We start from the raw sequence: 17,796 nt of genomic DNA, 5'->3' as shown, positions 1-17,796 counted from the left end.
TTAATTTGACGGGCATTTTTTTTTGCGTTCGATATACTAAGCTCATAAAGCATGTATAAATAATCAGTATTGAAGTTATGTCTATTATCTTAGGGATTGACCCTGGCTCTCGCATTACCGGCTATGGCGTGATTCGTCAAAATGGTCGCCATCTATATTACTTAGGTAGTGGTTGTATTCGTACTTCCGAGAAAGAATTGCCAGGTCGCTTAAAGCAAATCTATGCGGGCGTTAGTGAGATCATTACTCAGTTTCAGCCTGACGTATTCGCGATCGAACAAGTGTTCATGGCGAAGAATGCCGATTCAGCACTTAAGCTTGGACAAGCTCGTGGTAGCGCGATTGTGGCAGCAGTGAATGCGGATTTGCCCGTTCATGAGTATGCGGCTCGTCTAATCAAACAAGCGGTGACAGGTAATGGTGGCGCTGATAAGTCGATGGTTCAGAACATGGTGATGAGCATGCTCAAACTACCCGCTAAGCCACAAGCCGATGCAGCCGATGCGTTAGGCGTAGCGATCACTCACGCTAACACCAATAAAACCTTGGTTGCACTGGCAGGTAAAGCGACAGGTGCGAGAAAAGGGCGTTACCGTTAATCCCCCCATCGCTTTCTAGAAGTTTGCTTTCGATGAGCCTTACGCCCTGTTTGGCTCATATCAAAACAATACGCCCCCAAATCCTTGATGAAATGAGATCTTTCGAACAGAACCCAGATAATAACATTGCGTATCATTTAACATGTTATTAACATTGGTCAGAGGTCTTACAAGTTAATCAAGGATGATCACTGATGAACCCAATCAAGCTGTGGCGCGCGCTGTTTCTACCCAAAAGCAATGGGTGGAGTAACAACGAAGTCAGACAAGCCGATATCTTATTACTCTTCACTTTTATCGCATTCTTCGTGGGTGTTTATAGCTTAATCAAGTGGACTAAGCACGAAGAGCAACTTCTGATCGCCACATCTGTATTTCTTATCGTATTCGAACTGATCTCTGCACTGCTACTTCGTGTGACGAGTAAGCCAAGCCTTGCACTTAACTTTGGTTTTGTCGGCATGGCTGTCCACGCGTTGAACATCATTTATCAAAGTGGTGGGGTTGTGGATTCCACCCAAGCTTATTGGGTGCCTTTGTTAGTGGTCGCTTTCTTCTTATCGGGAACACGAATTGTGGCTTTGGTGTGGAGTGGACTGGTTATCGGTGTTTCATTAGTGATGACCTCAGCACATCTCAATGGATTTGCATTTCCCCAGCTTGAGTTAACCCCTGATGCGGTAGTGGTAGAAACTTGGTCTGGTGTGATTATGCCGCTGGTGGTGATCTGCATTGCCCAAGCCTTTACCGCTAAGCAAAAAGAGGTGGCAATCGAAATGGCAGAGGATGCGATTTCAGAAAGCCAACATGTTGCCAACCAAGCGACGCAAAGTGAAGGTCAGCTCTCTATCGTGCTCGACCAAGCCAATTCGAATTCGGAGAGTCTACAAGGTGTTTCGGTTCATTTAGATCAGCAATCACAAGACTTGCATGCTCAAGTCGAAGTGTTGAATGTCAATTGTGAATCTCAAGCGAGCGCTGCAGAAGAGATGAGCCAACAACTCCATCAAATGACTCAAGGCATCGAAGAATCCAATTCATTTGTGGGTGAACTGAAAGAGCGCAGTGAAGCGGTGGGAACCAAAGCGCAAAAGAGCTCTGAGTCACTAGAAGCCTCAACCAGTGCAATCAGCCAGATCATTCAAAGTAATCAAGAAATCATGAAAGTCGCCGATTTGATTACTTCCGTAGCCGAACAAACCAACCTATTAGCACTCAACGCAGCAATAGAAGCCGCTCGAGCCGGTGAACAAGGACGAGGTTTTGCTGTGGTGGCCGATCAAGTGAGAGAGCTATCGGCGAAAAGCAGTCATTCTGCGATAGAGATTCGAACCTTGTTAGATCGCAGTAAAGAAGAAGTGGAAAACGGTCGAGCCATTATTGAAACTACGGCGAATGAAATGAACGGCATCATCTCAGAGGTTCAAACCATTTCTACTGATGTTAATCAGCTTACCAATATCATGGCGATGCAGATGAGCTCACTGAAAGAACTCGATCTCGCGAGTTCAGAGGTGGCGCAGAGTGTTGCAGAAACTAAATCAGTATCGGGTTTAGTGGCCAATTATGGTTCTGAATTAACAGGCCATGTTACTTCGGTAAAAGAACTGGTTGAAAGCCTGAATAGTGTGGTTTCCCAAGCTAAGCAAGCTTAAATAAATCACCTTAATAAACACAAAGAACTGGATAAGCATCCAGTTCTTTTATATTCTGTCCCTCAAATAATATTCCATCAAGAGAGTGAATTGTGATCGGACGCCTACGCGGTACATTAATAGAAAAACAGCCACCAGAGTTGCTAATCGAAGTCAGTGGTGTTGGTTATGAAGTACAAATGCCAATGAGCTGTTTTTATGAATTACCAAACGTTGGCGAAGAGGCAATTATCTACACTCACTTTGTCGTACGTGAAGATGCGCAGCTACTTTATGGTTTCAATACGGTAAAAGAGCGTGCTCTGTTCCGTGAAGTCATCAAAGCAAATGGTGTAGGTCCTAAGCTAGGCCTAGGCATACTTTCAGGCATGACCGCTAGCCAGTTTGTTCAGAGCGTTGAACGTGAAGATATCTCTACGTTGGTTAAACTTCCGGGTGTGGGTAAGAAAACCGCAGAGCGTCTTGTCGTTGAAATGAAAGACCGCTTGAAAGGGTGGGGAGCAGGTGATCTGTTTACGCCTGCAACGGATGCAGCGCCTATGGACTCTATGCCAACGGTTCACGATGCAGAAGAAGAAGCAGTAAGCGCATTACTTGCGCTGGGTTATAAACCAACTCAAGCCTCTAAAGTTGTTGCTCAAGTGGCTAAAGATGGCATGACAAGTGAACAATTGATTCGCGAAGCACTGAAGTCGATGGTTTAATACCTCATATACTTGTTCTACAAAATAGACTCATTCACTTTGCCTTTACACAGAGTCAAGAAGCGCAGAGTCAGGAAGAGCAGAGTTAGGAATAACAGAATTTATGATTGAAGCCGATCGCCTGATTGCACCGGATAATCCGGTCTTTAAAGATGAAGATGTCATTGATCGCGCAATACGCCCTAAAGCACTTGCCGACTATCAAGGTCAGGACCACGTTCGTAACCAGATGGAGATTTTCATTCAAGCCGCTCAAATGCGAAATGAAGCTCTGGATCATCTGTTGATTTTTGGCCCTCCCGGTTTAGGTAAAACCACGTTGGCGAACATTGTTGCCAATGAAATGGATGTGAGCATCCGTACCACTTCAGGCCCAGTTCTTGAGAAAGCCGGTGACCTTGCGGCGCTACTGACTAACCTTGAAGAAAATGACGTCCTGTTCATTGATGAGATCCACCGTCTGAGCCCAGTGGTTGAAGAGGTTCTGTATCCAGCAATGGAAGATTACCAACTGGATATTATGATTGGTGAAGGCCCTGCGGCACGCTCTATCAAGATTGACCTTCCTCCTTTCACTTTGATTGGCGCAACCACTCGCGCTGGCTCACTGACGTCTCCGTTACGTGACCGTTTCGGCATTACCCAGCGTCTTGAGTACTACAAAGTAGAAGATCTTCAAAATATCGTTCAACGCAGCGCGGATTGCCTTGGCCTATCTCTGGAGTCTGAAGGTGCATTAGAAATTGCTCGCCGTGCGCGTGGTACACCACGTATTGCTAACCGTTTATTACGTCGTGTTCGTGACTATGCGGAAGTGAAAGGCGATGGACATATTTGCCCAGACGTTGCAGATAAAGCACTCAACATGCTGGACGTTGACGCCAAAGGCTTTGACTACATGGATAGAAAGCTTCTGCTCGCGATTATGGAGAAGTTTGGCGGTGGTCCGGTTGGTATAGACAACATGGCAGCTGCGATTGGTGAAGAGAGAGACACCATTGAAGATGTGTTGGAGCCTTACTTGATTCAGCAAGGTTACTTACAAAGAACGCCAAGAGGTCGAATCGCGACCGACAGAGCGTATTTACACTTTGGAATAGATAAACCGTCTAATCGTTAAATTATTCATTTTCAAAGATCCCAGTTGCATAAGCGCTGGGATTTTTTGCTTTTTATTGAATAACAACTCTTTGAGCGATTCGATAAAAAGGCTGAATAGCCTCTGTCAAAAATGAAAACTTTGATTGCAGGTTTGATTTAGCTAGCAAAAAATGAAATAAGTTGTCATATTTTTTGTTAATACTTTATAGGTAGTTGTAATTCGTATGTTGAAGTGGTGCTGAGCTTTTGTCACAGATATCATGCGCTGTTATTAACAGAGGCTAAATTGGTGTGATTTTAATCATGATTGTACAAAAATAACTCTAATTTGCTTGAATAAAATTGATACAAATCAACGCAAGGTTCTCCTATAAACCTTTTGAAACATACTGATTTTACCAGTAATATTAGCGCCAGCTATATTAGCTCATGCTTAACAATAATCTAACTATAACGGTACGTTTTTGCTACAAATTTCAATTTGTAATAACAATTACACAAATTGTTTTAACATGGATTTTTGCGGTGAATAATCACACAAGTGTCATTCAGCCGACACAAAGGAGTTACCATGATTGATGTTGTTGATCTGTCGCGATTGCAATTTGCATTTACAGCGATGTATCACTTCCTATTTGTTCCACTGACTTTAGGTATGGCATTTCTACTTGCCATTATGGAGTCAGTTTATGTAATGACTGGCAAGCAAATTTACAAGGACATGACTAAGTTCTGGGGTAAATTGTTTGGTATTAACTTTGCTCTTGGTGTAGCGACAGGCTTAACCATGGAGTTCCAGTTCGGTACTAACTGGTCTTACTATTCTCACTATGTTGGCGACATCTTTGGTGCTCCGCTGGCTATCGAAGCGCTTGTTGCATTCTTCCTAGAGTCTACTTTTGTTGGTCTTTTCTTCTTCGGTTGGGACAGATTGTCGAAGCGTCAGCACTTAGCGGTAACGTGGTTAGTAGCTCTTGGCTCTAACTTCTCAGCGCTTTGGATCTTGGTAGCGAACGGCTGGATGCAAAACCCAGTGGGTGCGGAATTTAACTTTGAAACCATGCGTATGGAAATGGTGAGCTTCGCTGAAGTTGTCCTAAACCCAGTAGCGCAGGTTAAATTCGTACACACAGTAGCGTCTGGTTACACTACGGGTGCAATGTTCATCCTTGGTATCAGCTCATACTACATTCTTAAAGGTCGTGACCTTGCGTTTGCTCGTCGCTCTTTTGCGATTGCAGCATCTTTCGGTATGGCGGCGATCTTGTCAGTAATCGTACTAGGTGATGAATCTGGTTACGAGCTTGGTGAAGTTCAAAAAGTGAAGCTCGCTGCGGTAGAAGCCGAGTGGCACACTGAAGAAGCACCAGCTGCATTTACTGTTTTTGGTATTCCAAACCAAGAAACAATGAATACTGACTACGCAATTAAAATCCCATACGTAATGGGCATCATCGCAACGCGTTCTCTTGATACTGAAGTAACGGGCCTACGTGACTTACGTGATGATCACGTTGATCGTATCCGCACTGGTATGTACGCATACGAGCTGCTTGAAAAGCTACGTTCAGGTGATAAGTCTGAAGAAAACATCGCAGCGTTCGACGAAGTGAAAGGTGACCTAGGTTACGGTCTGCTTCTTAAGCGCTACACAGACGACGTTGTTGATGCAACAGAAGACCAAATCCAAATGGCTGCGGATGATTCTATCCCAACAGTTTGGCCTCTATTCTGGTCATTCCGTCTGATGGTTGCTTGTGGCTTCATCATGTTGTTTGTATTCGGTGCGGCGTTTGTTCAAACGTGTCGTCAGAAGATCGAACAAAAACCATGGGTACTTAAAGCGGCGCTATTCTCAATCCCACTTCCTTGGATTGCGATTGAAGCAGGTTGGTTCGTTGCTGAGTTTGGTCGTCAGCCATGGGCGGTTGGTGAAATCCTACCGGTTAACGTTGCTGCATCAGCACTGACTATTGAACAGCTTTGGACTTCTCTATTCGCGATTCTGGCACTGTACACAGTGTTCTTGATTGCTGAAGTTTACCTAATGCTGAAATTCGCACGTAAAGGTCCAAGTAGCTTAAAGACAGGCCGTTACCACTTCGAACAAAACGATAACTCTGTTGAAGACAAAGTTAGCCGTTCAGTCGAAGTATAAGTGAGGGAATATTATGTTTGATTACGAAAGCTTACGACTTATTTGGTGGGTATTGATCGGTGTTCTACTGGTTGGTTTCGCCGTAACTGATGGCTTCGATATGGGTGTTGCAGCCCTTTCACCTGTTATCGGTAAGAGCGACACTGAACGTCGTATTATGCTAAACACGATTGCCCCTCACTGGGATGGTAACCAAGTTTGGCTTATCACTGCGGGTGGTGCATTGTTTGCTGCATGGCCACTGGTTTACGCAACGTCGTTTTCTGGTTTCTACTTCGCAATGTACGCGACGTTAGCAGCGCTTTGGTTACGACCACTCGCTCTTGATTACCGCTCTAAGATTGAAGATCCAAAATGGCGTAAAACTTGGGACTACGCACTTTGCTTTAGTGGCACAGTACCACCAATCATTTTCGGTGTAGCATTTGGTAACCTACTACAAGGTGTTCCATTTGAACTGAACGAATTTATGATGTCTAAGTACCATGGTACGTTCTTCGCTCTGCTTAACCCATTTGCATTGCTTTGCGGTGTGTTGGCTCTGATGTTGTTCGTTATGCAAGGTGCAACATGGCTTCAAATGAAGACAACAGAAGAACTGCACAGCCGCGCACGTAACGTTGCTCAGATCACTGGCCTAATTGCTATTGCTCTGTTCGTTATCGGTGGTTTCTGGGTTCAATCTATCGAAGGCTATGTAATTACAAGCACGATAGACACGTTTGCTGATTCAAACCCACTAAATAAAGAAGTATCACTTCAAGTTGGTGCTTGGATGACAAACTTCGAAACGTATCCAGCAATGTGGGCTGCGCCGATTCTTGGTGTAGTAATGCCACTGCTTGCTGTGATTGCATCTCGCTTTGAGCGTGGTGGTTTCGCATTCTTGTTCTCAAGTCTATCTAACGCTGGTGTTATTCTAACGGCTGGTTTTGCAATGTTCCCATTCGTAATGCCATCAAGCCTGAACCCTAACCATAGCTTGACTATGTGGGATTCAACAGCAAGTGAGCTAACGCTTGGTCTTATGACTGGAGTTGCGGCGGTAATGGTTCCTGTGATTCTTGGCTACACAACGTGGACATACTACAAAATGTTCGGCCGTCTAGATAAGAAACACATCGAAGATAACGACGTTTCAGCTTACTAAGCTAGAAGTTAAATAACTTAGGAGAAATTTTATGTGGTATTTCGCATGGATTTTGGGTGTACTTCTAGCATGTGCATTCGGCATCATCAATGCTCTATGGTTAGAGCATTCAGAAATGATGGATAAAGACAGTGAGTAATCTCGCAGAGCAAATCGCTAAACTGCATCAACCTATGGATAAGACTCTGTTAAGAGCTTTATCTCTAGTATTGGGTTTCATGCATGTAGGTTTAGTGATGTGGGAACCTGAAGCGTATGCGACAAGCATCGGTGGCTTTAATGCGATCATCGGGCCAATGTTCATTTGGGCAGCATGTTCAAGCATGGTTTACGGTATCGGATTTAAGCCGAGAGCTTGGATGTGGCAACTACTGTTCAGCCCATACGTTTCACTCACAATTTTGCTCTACCTAACGGTGCTGCGCCTTTTATAAAAGGCAAAGGATTTAGGTTCATAACGACGTGAACCTTTATACTTGTTGGGTTTTTAGCCAAAAAGAGGTCATCTTATACAGATGGCCTTTTTTTTCGTCTCTTAAATCAAAAAATTCACAGCGATATACTATTAATGATAAGGAGTTAGGTTATAGTGAGATCTTTATCGTTTTGAATTGTGGTATCAAATTGCAGGGATTATCTAAGCCATTTACGTGGCCAGTGACAGTGTATTACGAAGACACCGATGCAGGTGGTGTTGTATACCATTCAAACTATCTTAAGTTTTTCGAACGCGCTCGAACTGAGATGTTGCGCTCAATTGGCGTCTCTCAGCAAGTCTTGTTAGAACAAAATATCGGTTTGTAGTCCGACATATGGACATCGATTTTATTCAAGGTGCGCGCCTTGATGATTCTTTACAAGTCATTACAAATATTTACGAGTTGAAGCGAGCTACCTTGGTCTTCTGTCAAGAGATCGTAAATCCTGATGGCAAAGCATTGTGTAAAGCAATGGTTAAGGTAGCATGTATCGACAATCAAAAAATGAAACCCAAAGCAATGCCAACATTTATTCTCACGGAGCTAACGAATAGTGACTGCTGAAATCTCAATCTTAGGCCTAATTTTAGAAGCTAGCTTACTAGTTAAGATGGTCATGCTAATTCTCATGGGCATGTCTGTTGTTTCTTGGGCGATGATCATCAAACGAAGCAAAGTATTATCTCAAGCTACTAAACAAACTGACGTGTTTGAAGATAAGTTCTGGTCTGGTGTTGATCTCGCTAAATTGTATCAGGAGAGTAATAAGCGCAAAGACGAACTCTCTGGTACTGAAGAGATTTTTTACGCCGGCTTCACAGAGTTTGCTCGCCTTCGAAAATCAAATGCAGCGTCTCCAGACTTCATCATGGAAGGCACTGGTCGTGCAATGCGTGTTGCGGTTGCTCGCGAAGTTGATGAACTCGAAACGAACTTACCTTTTTTGGCGACCATCGGTTCTATCAGCCCATACATTGGCCTATTTGGTACGGTTTGGGGCATCATGCACTCATTCATCGCATTAGGTGAAGTGAAGCAAGCGACATTAGCAATGGTTGCTCCTGGTATTGCAGAAGCACTGATCGCGACAGCAATGGGCTTATTCGCGGCGATTCCCGCTGTGATGGCGTATAACCGTTTTAGCAGCCGAGTTGGTAAGTTAGAGCACAACTACGCGACTTTCTCTGAAGAGTTCCATAGTATTCTTCACCGTCAAGCGATGGCTGGCAGGGAATAATAGATGGCCGGATACCAACCTAAAAAACGCAAAATGACAGCAGAGATTAACGTTGTACCTTACATCGACGTTATGCTTGTTTTGCTGATCATTTTTATGGTGACTTCGCCATTTGTTACTCAAGGCGTAGATGTTGAATTGCCTCAAGCTTCAACGGCCAAATCTGCACAAGATCTATTGGGTGACGACAACGCGAGTTTCATTATCGTTGAAGTGAACAAAGACGGTGAGCTTGGTTTGAGTGTGAACAACGAAGAAGTACAGCGTGGTTTATCGATGGAAGACATTATCGTCCGAGTGAAAGCTGAGCTGTCTCTTAAGCCAAACTCTCCAGTGGCTGTTGGTGGTGATGCCGCAACGCCTTACGCTGAAGTGGTTTTATTACTTGATGAATTAAGCCGTGCAGGTGTGCCAAAGGTTGGCCTATTAACGGATATAAGGGAATAGCTCCGTAGCATTCATGAAAGCGAATAATAAGAAATCCAATAATTTTAGATCACCGCTTCTTATCTCTCTTGGGCTGCACGTCATCTTATTCGTTGCGCTTATTTGGGGGGCGGATTTCACGATGTCGGAACCAAAGCCTACTGGGCAGATGGTTCAAGCCGTGGTGATTGATCCTCAGTTGGTTCGCCAACAAGCTCAACAGATTCGCCAACAAAGAGAAGCAGCGAGTAAGAAAGAGCAAGAGCGTCTAGACAAACTAAGACGTGAAAGCGAACGACTTGAAAAAAATCGTAAAGCTGAAGAAGAGAACATTCGAAAGCTGAAAGAAAAGCAGGCTAAAGAAGCGAAAGCCGCTCGCGACGCGGAAAAGCGTCGAGTTGAGAATGAAAAACAACGTAAAGTTGAAGAGGCTCGTTTAAAGCAAGAGCAAAAGAAAGCCGCTAAAGCAGAAGCTGATCGTAAATTGAAAGAAGCAGCGGTTGTGAAAGCGGAAAAAGAACGCAAGGCAAAAGAAGCGGCCATTGCTAAAGCTGAACAAGAACGCGTGGCGAAAGAAAAAGCCGCGAAAGAGGCCGCTGAAAAAGCCCGTAAAGAAAAAGAAGCCGCTGAGCGTGCTGAGAAACAACGTATAGCGAAAGAGAAAGAAGCGGCAGCCGCAGCAGAAAAAGCTCGTAAAGCGAAAGAAGCTGCAGCAAGAGCGGAGAAAGAGCGTAAACAGCAAGAAGCGGCATTGAACGATATCTTTGCTGGACTGGAGACTGAACAAAGCAATAACAACACTGCTTTGAACCAGCATTTAGAAGATGAAAAGGCTCGATATATATCAATTTATCAACAAACAGTACAACGAAACCTCTTGATGGAAGACTCCTTCCGTGGTCAAGAGTGTGTTCTTAACATTCAATTGACACCAACTGGTGGTAATAAAGCTGTAGTGAGAAGGGTTTCGGTAGTTAGCGGAAATCGCCAGCTTTGCTCAGCAGCACAGGCTGCTACAGTTAAAGCGAGAGAGTTCGATTTTCCACAAGACTCATCATTACAACAAATATTCCGAGATTTTGACTTTCGGTTCATCCCATAATGAGAAATGGATAACTTATGCTTAAAGGTAACTTTTTCAAGAGCCTGTTTGTTATGGCATGTATTTTTTCTAGCTCTGCTTTTGCAAAATTAGAAATTGTTATTACAGACGGTATTAACTCTGCACGACCTATCGCTATTGTCCCTTTCCGTTGGGAAGGCGCAGGACCATTGCCGCACGATGTATCAGCGGTTATCGCTTCTGACTTGCAACGCAGTGGTAAATTCAGCCCAGTTGCGACAAGTAAAATGCCTCAAACGCCTTACAGCGAAACCGAGGTGAATTTTGATGCTTGGACTAACCTAGGTGTTGATTCACTGCTAACCGGTAGCATCACTAAAAATGCCGAAGGGCAGTATGTGGTGAACTACCAACTGATCGACATTGTCCGTGGTCAACTGACTAAAGGGCAAAGCCGTGCACTCAGCGATGAAGGCCAATTAGTACTTTCTAAAGATCATGTGCTGTTCAACAAGAAAGCGACAGTGCCTGGTAAACGCTTGAGAGAGTACGCACACCGAATCTCTGATTTAGTGTATGAAGAGCTAACTGGTGAGAAAGGGGCGTTTCTAACGCGTATTTCTTACGTAGTTGTGAACGACAAAGACAAATACCCGTACCAGCTTCGTGTTGCTGACTACGACGGCTTTAACGAGCGTTTGGTGCTTCGTTCTAAGCAACCTCTTATGTCACCAGCATGGTCGCCAGACGGTAAGAAGCTTGCGTATGTGAGTTTCCAAAATGGCCAAGCTGAAATATTCATAATGAATATTTACACGGGTGAGCGCGAGAAAGTGACGTCATACCCTCGTCATAATGGTGCGCCAAGATTCTCGCCAGATGGTAAAACATTGGCGTTGGTATTGTCGAAAACAGGCAGTCTTCAGGTGTACACACTCGACCTTGCTAGCCGTAAGCTGACTCAAATTACCCGCGGTCGTTCTAACAATACTGAACCATTCTGGCACCCAGATGGCAAGTCTCTAATTTTCACATCTGATCGTGGTGGTAAACCACAGATTTATAATGTAAATTTGTCAAATAATTCGACATCTCGTATTACTTGGCAAGGTAGCCAAAACTTAGGTGGCCAGATCACCCCTGACGGACGATTCCTGATTATGGTTAATCGTAGCAATTCGGGTTTTAACTTGGCTAAACAAGATTTGGAAACCGGTGCGGTTCAGGTGCTAACAAAAACATTGTTAGATGAATCTCCAAGTATTGCACCGAATGGAGGTATGGTTATCTATAGCTCTATTTACAATAAAACAAACGTACTATCGATGGTTTCTATCGACGGTCGTTTTAAGGCTAGATTACCGGCAACGAACGGACGCGTAAGAGCGCCTTCGTGGTCACCGTTTCTCTAGTTGATTTGATACATTCTTTTAGCTATTGATAGTGTTAACTATTGTGGCATTTAACTATCTATAGCACTTAGTCGCTGTAGAAACTAAGTTTGATAACGTAAGGAAAAAAAGATGCAACTTAACAAAGTTCTTAAAGGCTTGATGATTGCACTACCAGTGATGGCAGTAACGGCATGTAGCTCAACTGATGAAGCAACTTCTGCAACATCTGGCACAGAAAGCAACCAAACAACTTCAGGTTCAGAAGGCAACGTAGATACAACTGTTGTAACGCCAATTGACGCTAACGGTCAACTGTCTGAGCAAGAGCTTAAAGAGCAAGCGCTACGCGAAACTCAAACAATCTACTTCGCATTCGATAACTCTACTATCGCTGGCGACTACGAAGAAATGCTTGCAGCTCACGCAGCATACCTAGTTAAGAACGTTGATATGAACGTTACTGTTGAAGGTCATGCTGATGAGCGCGGTACTCCTGAGTACAACATCGCACTTGGTGAGCGTCGTGCACAAGCTGTAGCGAAATACCTACAAGCTCTAGGTGTTCAAGCAGACCAAATCTCTATCGTAAGCTACGGTGAAGAGAAGCCACTTCTTCTAGGTCAATCTGAAGACGTGTACGCTAAAAACCGTCGTGCAGTACTAGTTTACTAATTTCAGTAGGCTATATAATTGAGGAATTGCCTCATGTTCAGTAACACAAAGCGAGTCATTTTGCTTTCGTTACTGGCAAGTGCAGCGAACACTACGTTCGCTGCACCAGCTCCAGTATCCGAACTCAATAGCACCGCAACAAATTCATCATCTTCCTCTCGATCAGCATCTAACGAATCAGATATTGAGCGTTTAGAGCGCTTGCTTCAAAATCGTAATCTCGTTCAGCTTCAAATGCAGCAGCAAATCGACGATATGTCACTGGAGATCAGTGAACTTCGTGGTGAGTTGGAGCGAAACAGCTACGATATGAAACAAATGCTCGAGCGCCAACGTGAATTGTTCATTGAACTGGATCGTGTGAGAGGCGAGGTGAAAGCAGCAGGAACAGCAACGGTAGCAGTAGCAGCGAGCGAAGGCTCTAAGGATGCTTCTGGTACGTTCAGTACTGATGTTGATGAGCAAACCGCTTATCAAAATGCTGTAGATATGATTCTAAAGCAACGAGACTACACGGGTGCGATTGCAGCATTCCAAAAGTTTCAAAAAGACTTCCCAGACTCGACCTTCACGCCTAACACCCATTATTGGTTAGGTCAGCTTTATTTCGCTAAAAAGCAAGATAAGGAAGCTGTGAAGAGCTTTGCCGCTGTTGTGTCATACAAAGACTCCAACAAGCGCTCTGATGCTCTGGTTAAGCTTGGTGACATAGCTACGCGTAACAACAACGCGACGCAAGCTAAGAAATATTACCAGCAAGTTGTAACCGAGTATCCAAACAGTGCTTCGGCTAAAGTGGCTAAAACCCATTTGTAAACAAAATAGGGGTGCTCAGGTACCTCTTTTTTATATCTGATCACTTTCTTTTTGTGTCTACTTCTCTTCTTTGTAATGCCAACGCATCGCTTTGTTTATGCGTTTTAAGCATTAGTTAGTCATCGCTTGAAACCAATCCTTTTTGATCCCAATCGCTGTCCTGTGTAGAATACTCTAATTCTCGGAAGAAGTTGCGTAGAGCAAGAGCAATGAGTCATATACTAGATAAAATCGATACAGTTTACCCGTTTCCGCCTAAGCCAGTTCCACTGAGCGACGCTCAGAAGCAGGCCCACATCGCAAACATCAAAACACTACTTCAAGAAAAAGATGCAGTTCTAATTGCACACTACTACACAGATCCTGAAATTCAGGCCCTGGCTGAAGCAACTGGTGGTTTTGTTGGCGATTCATTAGAAATGGCTAAGTTTGGTAACCGCCATTCTGCAAGCACTTTGATCATCGCTGGCGTTCGTTTTATGGGGGAGTCAGCAAAGATTCTTACACCTGAAAAACGCATTCTAATGCCAACACTAGAAGCTGAATGTTCTCTTGATCTTGGCTGCCCTGCAGACAAATTTACAGAATTTTGTGATGCTCACCCTGACCATACAGTGGTTGTATACGCGAATACCTCTGCGGCTGTTAAGGCTCGTGCAGACTGGGTAGTTACGTCGAGCATCGCTTTAGAAATCGTTGAAAGCCTAGACGCAGAAGGCAAACCCATTATTTGGGGCCCAGATCGTCACCTAGGTTCTTACATCGCAAATCAAACTGGCGCTGACATGTTGCTTTGGCAAGGTGAGTGTATTGTTCATGACGAGTTCTCAGCTGATGCTTTGAAGAAAATGAAATCAGTATACCCAGAAGCGGCTATTTTGGTTCACCCAGAATCACCAGCAAGCGTGGTTGAACTGGCTGACGCTGTTGGTTCAACAAGTCAACTGATCAAGAAAGCAAAAGAGCTGCCTCATCCACAGATGATTGTCGCGACAGACAAAGGTATCTTCTTCAAAATGCAGCAACTGGTTCCTGAAAAAGAGCTGATTGAAGCGCCGACAGCAGGTGCCGGTGCAACTTGTCGAAGCTGCGCGCATTGCCCTTGGATGGCAATGAACGGCCTTGAAGCGATTGAAAATGCGCTTGAGAATGGTGGCGAGCAACACGAGATCTTCGTTTCTGACGAACTGCGCGTGAAGTCCCTTATCCCATTGAACCGCATGCTAGATTTTGCTGAGCAGCTTAACGTGCAAGTGAAAGGCAACGCTTAATCTAATGACGTGAGGTTATAAATAATCCAATATTTATAACTATGCAGTCTTTATAATGTGGTGCATTTGTCATCATTAAAAAACCAGCCGCAGTGCTGGTTTTTTTTGTATCTGAATATTAGCCTCTATCTAGTCTGACTAGTAGCTGCTGTTTGCATTAGATATGTACCAATCGTAGCAAATACCACTATTAGTAATAGCTATCAGTTAATAAGTCCTGATTTTTATGGACATGGTAAGTCTGAGACAGAGTGTTCACGAGCCAGTATCAGCGAGATGGTCAGTCCGCACGAGCGCTTTAGCAGGAGAGCAATATTCGATTATTGGTGTCAGTGATAGCGGAATTGCAGGCTACCGCTTAACTATTCAAGAGATGAGTAGGATTACGTACTCAGCCTGCTAATCATTTGCTCAAGTACCTCTCTAAAGCTCTTAACTCTGTCTCAGATTAACTCTACATAAGCTTAATACTGTCTTATTTTTAATTTTTCTTCCCTTCTTCATGAATAGGGCGTCTCGTTAGGTGCTCGAACCATCAAAAATCAGAATTCTCAATTCAAGTTAATTAATGCCAGTGATAATTATTATCAATATTAAATGAGAATGCTTTACATTTAAATATGCAACCGATAAGGTACGGTTGAAAATTCGTCAGGTCATTGAAAGGGAAATCATTTTTCAATTTATTCGTTGAGTGACTTAGGGCTTGTTCAATGTGACGGTTTTCAGTCGGAATTTTGGCTCATGTATTAAAGCAGTGGTCAATAAGGAGCTAAGGAAGCACAGCTTATACTCATTTTGAGTTGTTGCGTTTTCAACACCTTTTGAATGTCTTCCCTAGTTTTCATTATAAATGCCGTTACATGAGCCCACCTAAAGTTAATGCTTAATCAAGGAGAATTTTAAATGACAGCATTACGCCCCGCGGCAGTGAATGAGCTAGGAAATAGCAAATTCAAGCTACGTACTTTATCTGCAATCATCATGGGACTTTGTGTCAGTGGTCAAGCTTTTGCAGCGACAAACAATAATAATGAAACTACCGCTAACGAAGAAAAAACTACTTTTGAAGTTACCGTGTATGGCGAGAAAATAGAACGTTCGATTTATGATACGGGCTCAAGCGTGCATGTGTATGATGAAGATCGTATTGCGAGTACTCCAGGTGCATCTGAGGTCGATGACTTGCTGCAGCTAACACCGAACATTGTAGATTCAGGTCAGGGTAATAACCTACCATCGATTCGTGGTGTTGATGGGTCAGGTCCTTCATTCGGTGGTCTTGCAGCCTTTGGTGGCTCTGTGCCAAGATTGAATCTTTCAATTGATGGACGCTCACTCAGCTATTCTGAAGTCGCGTTCGGTCCTCGCTCTTTATGGGATATGCAGCAAGCGGAAATTTATCTTGGACCGCAAAGCTACGTTCAAGGCCGAAATGCATCTGCGGGTGCTATCGTTTTAAAATCTAATGATCCGACTTACGATTTTGAGAGCAAAGTAAAGGCTGCTATTGGTCAGCAAGACTATTCTCAAACCGCAGCGGTTATCTCGGCGCCAATACTAGAAGATCAACTGGCCTTCAGATTGAGTGTTGATCAACAAAAACGCAGTAGTTACGCAGACCTTACTGCTTATGAACCAGTCGGTGACCCTAATCGCATTGAAATGACGACAGCTCGTGGTAAATTTTTGCTAGAGCCAGCAGGCCTTCCTGGGTTCAAAACCACGTTAACGATTGCCCATATGGATACTGTGGGACCTCAATCTGAATCTCAACAAACAAAGATCAATAGAGCTGTTTACGAAACTCAGTCAACAAGCGGCATTTGGGATGTATCTTATGACATCTCAGATACGTTAGTGTTCGAAAATAATTTGATCTACACCGATCGCACCTACGATCGAATCACTGATCCTGCAGGCAGAAAGCAGGATTTCAAATCGAAAGGTAATGAGTTCCAAATAGAGCCTTTGGTTCGATTTGATTCCCTTAGCGAAGATCTTTCTGGTTTGTTTGGTTTACGCTACTTCAAATCTGAAGATGATGATGTATTTGAACAGACTGGGTCATCAATACCAATGGAAGGCAAAAACCGTGCTATGTCGGCATTTGCTGAAGTGACGTACTTGGTGATGCCGAGCATCGAAGTTGTAGCGGCAGGGCGATTCGAACGCGAAAGCAAAAAACGCTATGTTGCCCCGGGTCGCTTCGGCTTAGATTATGATGAAACATCAAATGTATTCCTTCCTAAGCTTGAAGTTGCCTATAAGCCTGAATCAGATCAAACCGTGGGTATCCGAGCAGCTAAGGGCTTTAACTCTGGAGGTGGCGGTGTTGGCTTCAATAACAAAACGTGGGCATTTTCTTCATATACGTATGAAGACGAATACGTTTGGAACTATGAATTCTTCACTCGCCATAGTCTGCTAGATAATGAACTTGAGTTAACAACTAACGTCTTCTACAACGACTACGATAATTTCCAAGTTCTGGAGACTTCATCAAAAGGTGATGTGAAAGTTGATAATGTTGATGAAGCATATACCTACGGTGCAGAACTAGGAAGCCGTTGGTTAACGACATCAAACCTAGAACTATTGGCTTCACTTGGTTTGTTGAAAACAAGTTACAAAGATCATGCTAATAGCTCAAAAGAACTCGCTCGAGCCCCTTCTTTGACGGCAAGCTTCGGTGCTTTATACATGTTTGCTGAGAATTTCGAATTGAGTGGTAATGCGAATTACACTGGAGATTACTTCAGTGACGTTGAAAACTCAGCTAACCAGAGTATTGATGCTTACTGGGTTGCAAATGCACAAGTTGCCTATGTGTTTACTAACGGACGTATGTCTTTATTCGCTACAAACTTGTTTGATTCTGAAAAAGAAACATTCAACTTTGGTGGAGACGATATTACGAAGCAAGCACCTCGCCAAATTGGTGGTTCAGTAGAATTGTACTTCTAATCGGTTAGATATAAGAAAACGCCTTGCTCAAAACAAGGCGTTTATTTTGAAATCATTAGCATGGAAAGTGGCGAAGATCCTATGAGTAAAACTCTGAACATTAG

Annotated in this window: 16 protein-coding genes and 1 pseudogene; all 17 read left to right on the top strand. The window is 43.7% G+C overall.

Annotated elements, in window-relative coordinates:
- Positions 1-77: 77 nt before the first annotated feature.
- The 17 genes and pseudogenes from ruvC (at position 78) to AB6D80_RS04415 (ending at position 17,692) form a co-directional block, all read left to right on the top strand.
- A complete protein-coding gene (ruvC, locus tag AB6D80_RS04495) occupies positions 78-599 on the top strand; it encodes a crossover junction endodeoxyribonuclease RuvC (RefSeq protein ID WP_004736470.1) in 522 nt (173 codons plus the stop codon).
- Positions 600-793: 194 nt separating this feature from the next.
- Positions 794-2,254: a methyl-accepting chemotaxis protein gene (locus AB6D80_RS04490; RefSeq protein ID WP_017104275.1), complete on the top strand. Its 1,461-nt coding sequence runs from the start codon at positions 794-796 to the stop codon at positions 2,252-2,254.
- A gap of 92 nt (positions 2,255-2,346) precedes the next feature.
- Complete coding sequence (gene ruvA, locus AB6D80_RS04485; RefSeq protein ID WP_017076435.1) at positions 2,347-2,958, top strand: Holliday junction branch migration protein RuvA; 612 nt, start codon at positions 2,347-2,349, stop codon at positions 2,956-2,958.
- A gap of 103 nt (positions 2,959-3,061) precedes the next feature.
- Positions 3,062-4,078 (top strand): Holliday junction branch migration DNA helicase RuvB, encoded by a 1,017-nt coding sequence (gene ruvB, locus AB6D80_RS04480; RefSeq protein ID WP_017083931.1) that lies wholly within the window; start codon positions 3,062-3,064, stop codon positions 4,076-4,078.
- Positions 4,079-4,630: 552 nt separating this feature from the next.
- Entirely contained in the window at positions 4,631-6,217 is a 1,587-nt protein-coding gene (cydA, locus tag AB6D80_RS04475; RefSeq protein WP_004736475.1) for a cytochrome ubiquinol oxidase subunit I, read from the top strand.
- Between the two features lie 13 nt (positions 6,218-6,230).
- Positions 6,231-7,367 (top strand): cytochrome d ubiquinol oxidase subunit II, encoded by a 1,137-nt coding sequence (cydB, locus tag AB6D80_RS04470; RefSeq protein ID WP_372187871.1) that lies wholly within the window; start codon positions 6,231-6,233, stop codon positions 7,365-7,367.
- A gap of 31 nt (positions 7,368-7,398) precedes the next feature.
- Positions 7,399-7,506, top strand: a complete 108-nt coding sequence (cydX, locus tag AB6D80_RS04465; protein ID WP_000270284.1) for a cytochrome bd-I oxidase subunit CydX — start codon at positions 7,399-7,401, stop codon at positions 7,504-7,506.
- The gene (gene ybgE / locus AB6D80_RS04460; protein WP_009846375.1) at positions 7,499-7,801 is read left to right on the top strand and encodes a cyd operon protein YbgE; all 303 of its coding nucleotides are present in this window, start codon (positions 7,499-7,501) and stop codon (positions 7,799-7,801) included. Before cydX ends, ybgE begins: the two co-directional genes overlap by 8 nt.
- A gap of 172 nt (positions 7,802-7,973) precedes the next feature.
- Positions 7,974-8,410, top strand: a pseudogene (gene ybgC / locus AB6D80_RS04455) (tol-pal system-associated acyl-CoA thioesterase).
- Positions 8,400-9,083, top strand: a complete 684-nt coding sequence (tolQ, locus tag AB6D80_RS04450) for a protein TolQ (RefSeq protein WP_372187869.1) — start codon at positions 8,400-8,402, stop codon at positions 9,081-9,083. Before ybgC ends, tolQ begins: the two are co-directional and overlap by 11 nt.
- Positions 9,084-9,086: 3 nt before the next feature.
- Complete coding sequence (gene tolR / locus AB6D80_RS04445; protein ID WP_102472693.1) at positions 9,087-9,530, top strand: protein TolR; 444 nt, start codon at positions 9,087-9,089, stop codon at positions 9,528-9,530.
- A 13-nt stretch (positions 9,531-9,543) separates the two neighbouring features.
- Positions 9,544-10,611, top strand: a complete 1,068-nt coding sequence (gene tolA / locus AB6D80_RS04440) for a cell envelope integrity protein TolA (protein WP_372187867.1) — start codon at positions 9,544-9,546, stop codon at positions 10,609-10,611.
- A 17-nt stretch (positions 10,612-10,628) separates the two neighbouring features.
- On the top strand, positions 10,629-11,984 hold the full coding sequence (gene tolB / locus AB6D80_RS04435) for a Tol-Pal system beta propeller repeat protein TolB (RefSeq protein WP_371694393.1): 1,356 nt from the start codon (positions 10,629-10,631) through the stop codon (positions 11,982-11,984).
- Between the two features lie 111 nt (positions 11,985-12,095).
- The gene (gene pal / locus AB6D80_RS04430; RefSeq protein ID WP_009846381.1) at positions 12,096-12,638 is read left to right on the top strand and encodes a peptidoglycan-associated lipoprotein Pal; all 543 of its coding nucleotides are present in this window, start codon (positions 12,096-12,098) and stop codon (positions 12,636-12,638) included.
- A gap of 33 nt (positions 12,639-12,671) precedes the next feature.
- Positions 12,672-13,454 (top strand): tol-pal system protein YbgF, encoded by a 783-nt coding sequence (gene ybgF, locus AB6D80_RS04425; protein WP_372187864.1) that lies wholly within the window; start codon positions 12,672-12,674, stop codon positions 13,452-13,454.
- A 209-nt stretch (positions 13,455-13,663) separates the two neighbouring features.
- Positions 13,664-14,725, top strand: a complete 1,062-nt coding sequence (gene nadA, locus AB6D80_RS04420) for a quinolinate synthase NadA (protein WP_009846384.1) — start codon at positions 13,664-13,666, stop codon at positions 14,723-14,725.
- A gap of 906 nt (positions 14,726-15,631) precedes the next feature.
- The gene (locus tag AB6D80_RS04415; RefSeq protein WP_371694392.1) at positions 15,632-17,692 is read left to right on the top strand and encodes a TonB-dependent receptor; all 2,061 of its coding nucleotides are present in this window, start codon (positions 15,632-15,634) and stop codon (positions 17,690-17,692) included.
- The last annotated feature ends 104 nt before the right edge of the window (positions 17,693-17,796 follow it).

The organism is Vibrio sp. 10N.247.310.17 (assembly GCF_041466605.1).
Taxonomy (GTDB): Bacteria; Pseudomonadota; Gammaproteobacteria; order Enterobacterales; family Vibrionaceae; genus Vibrio; species Vibrio tasmaniensis_A.
Note: the sequence above shows the minus strand (reverse complement) of the source record. Positions and strands in the feature narration are given on the sequence as shown.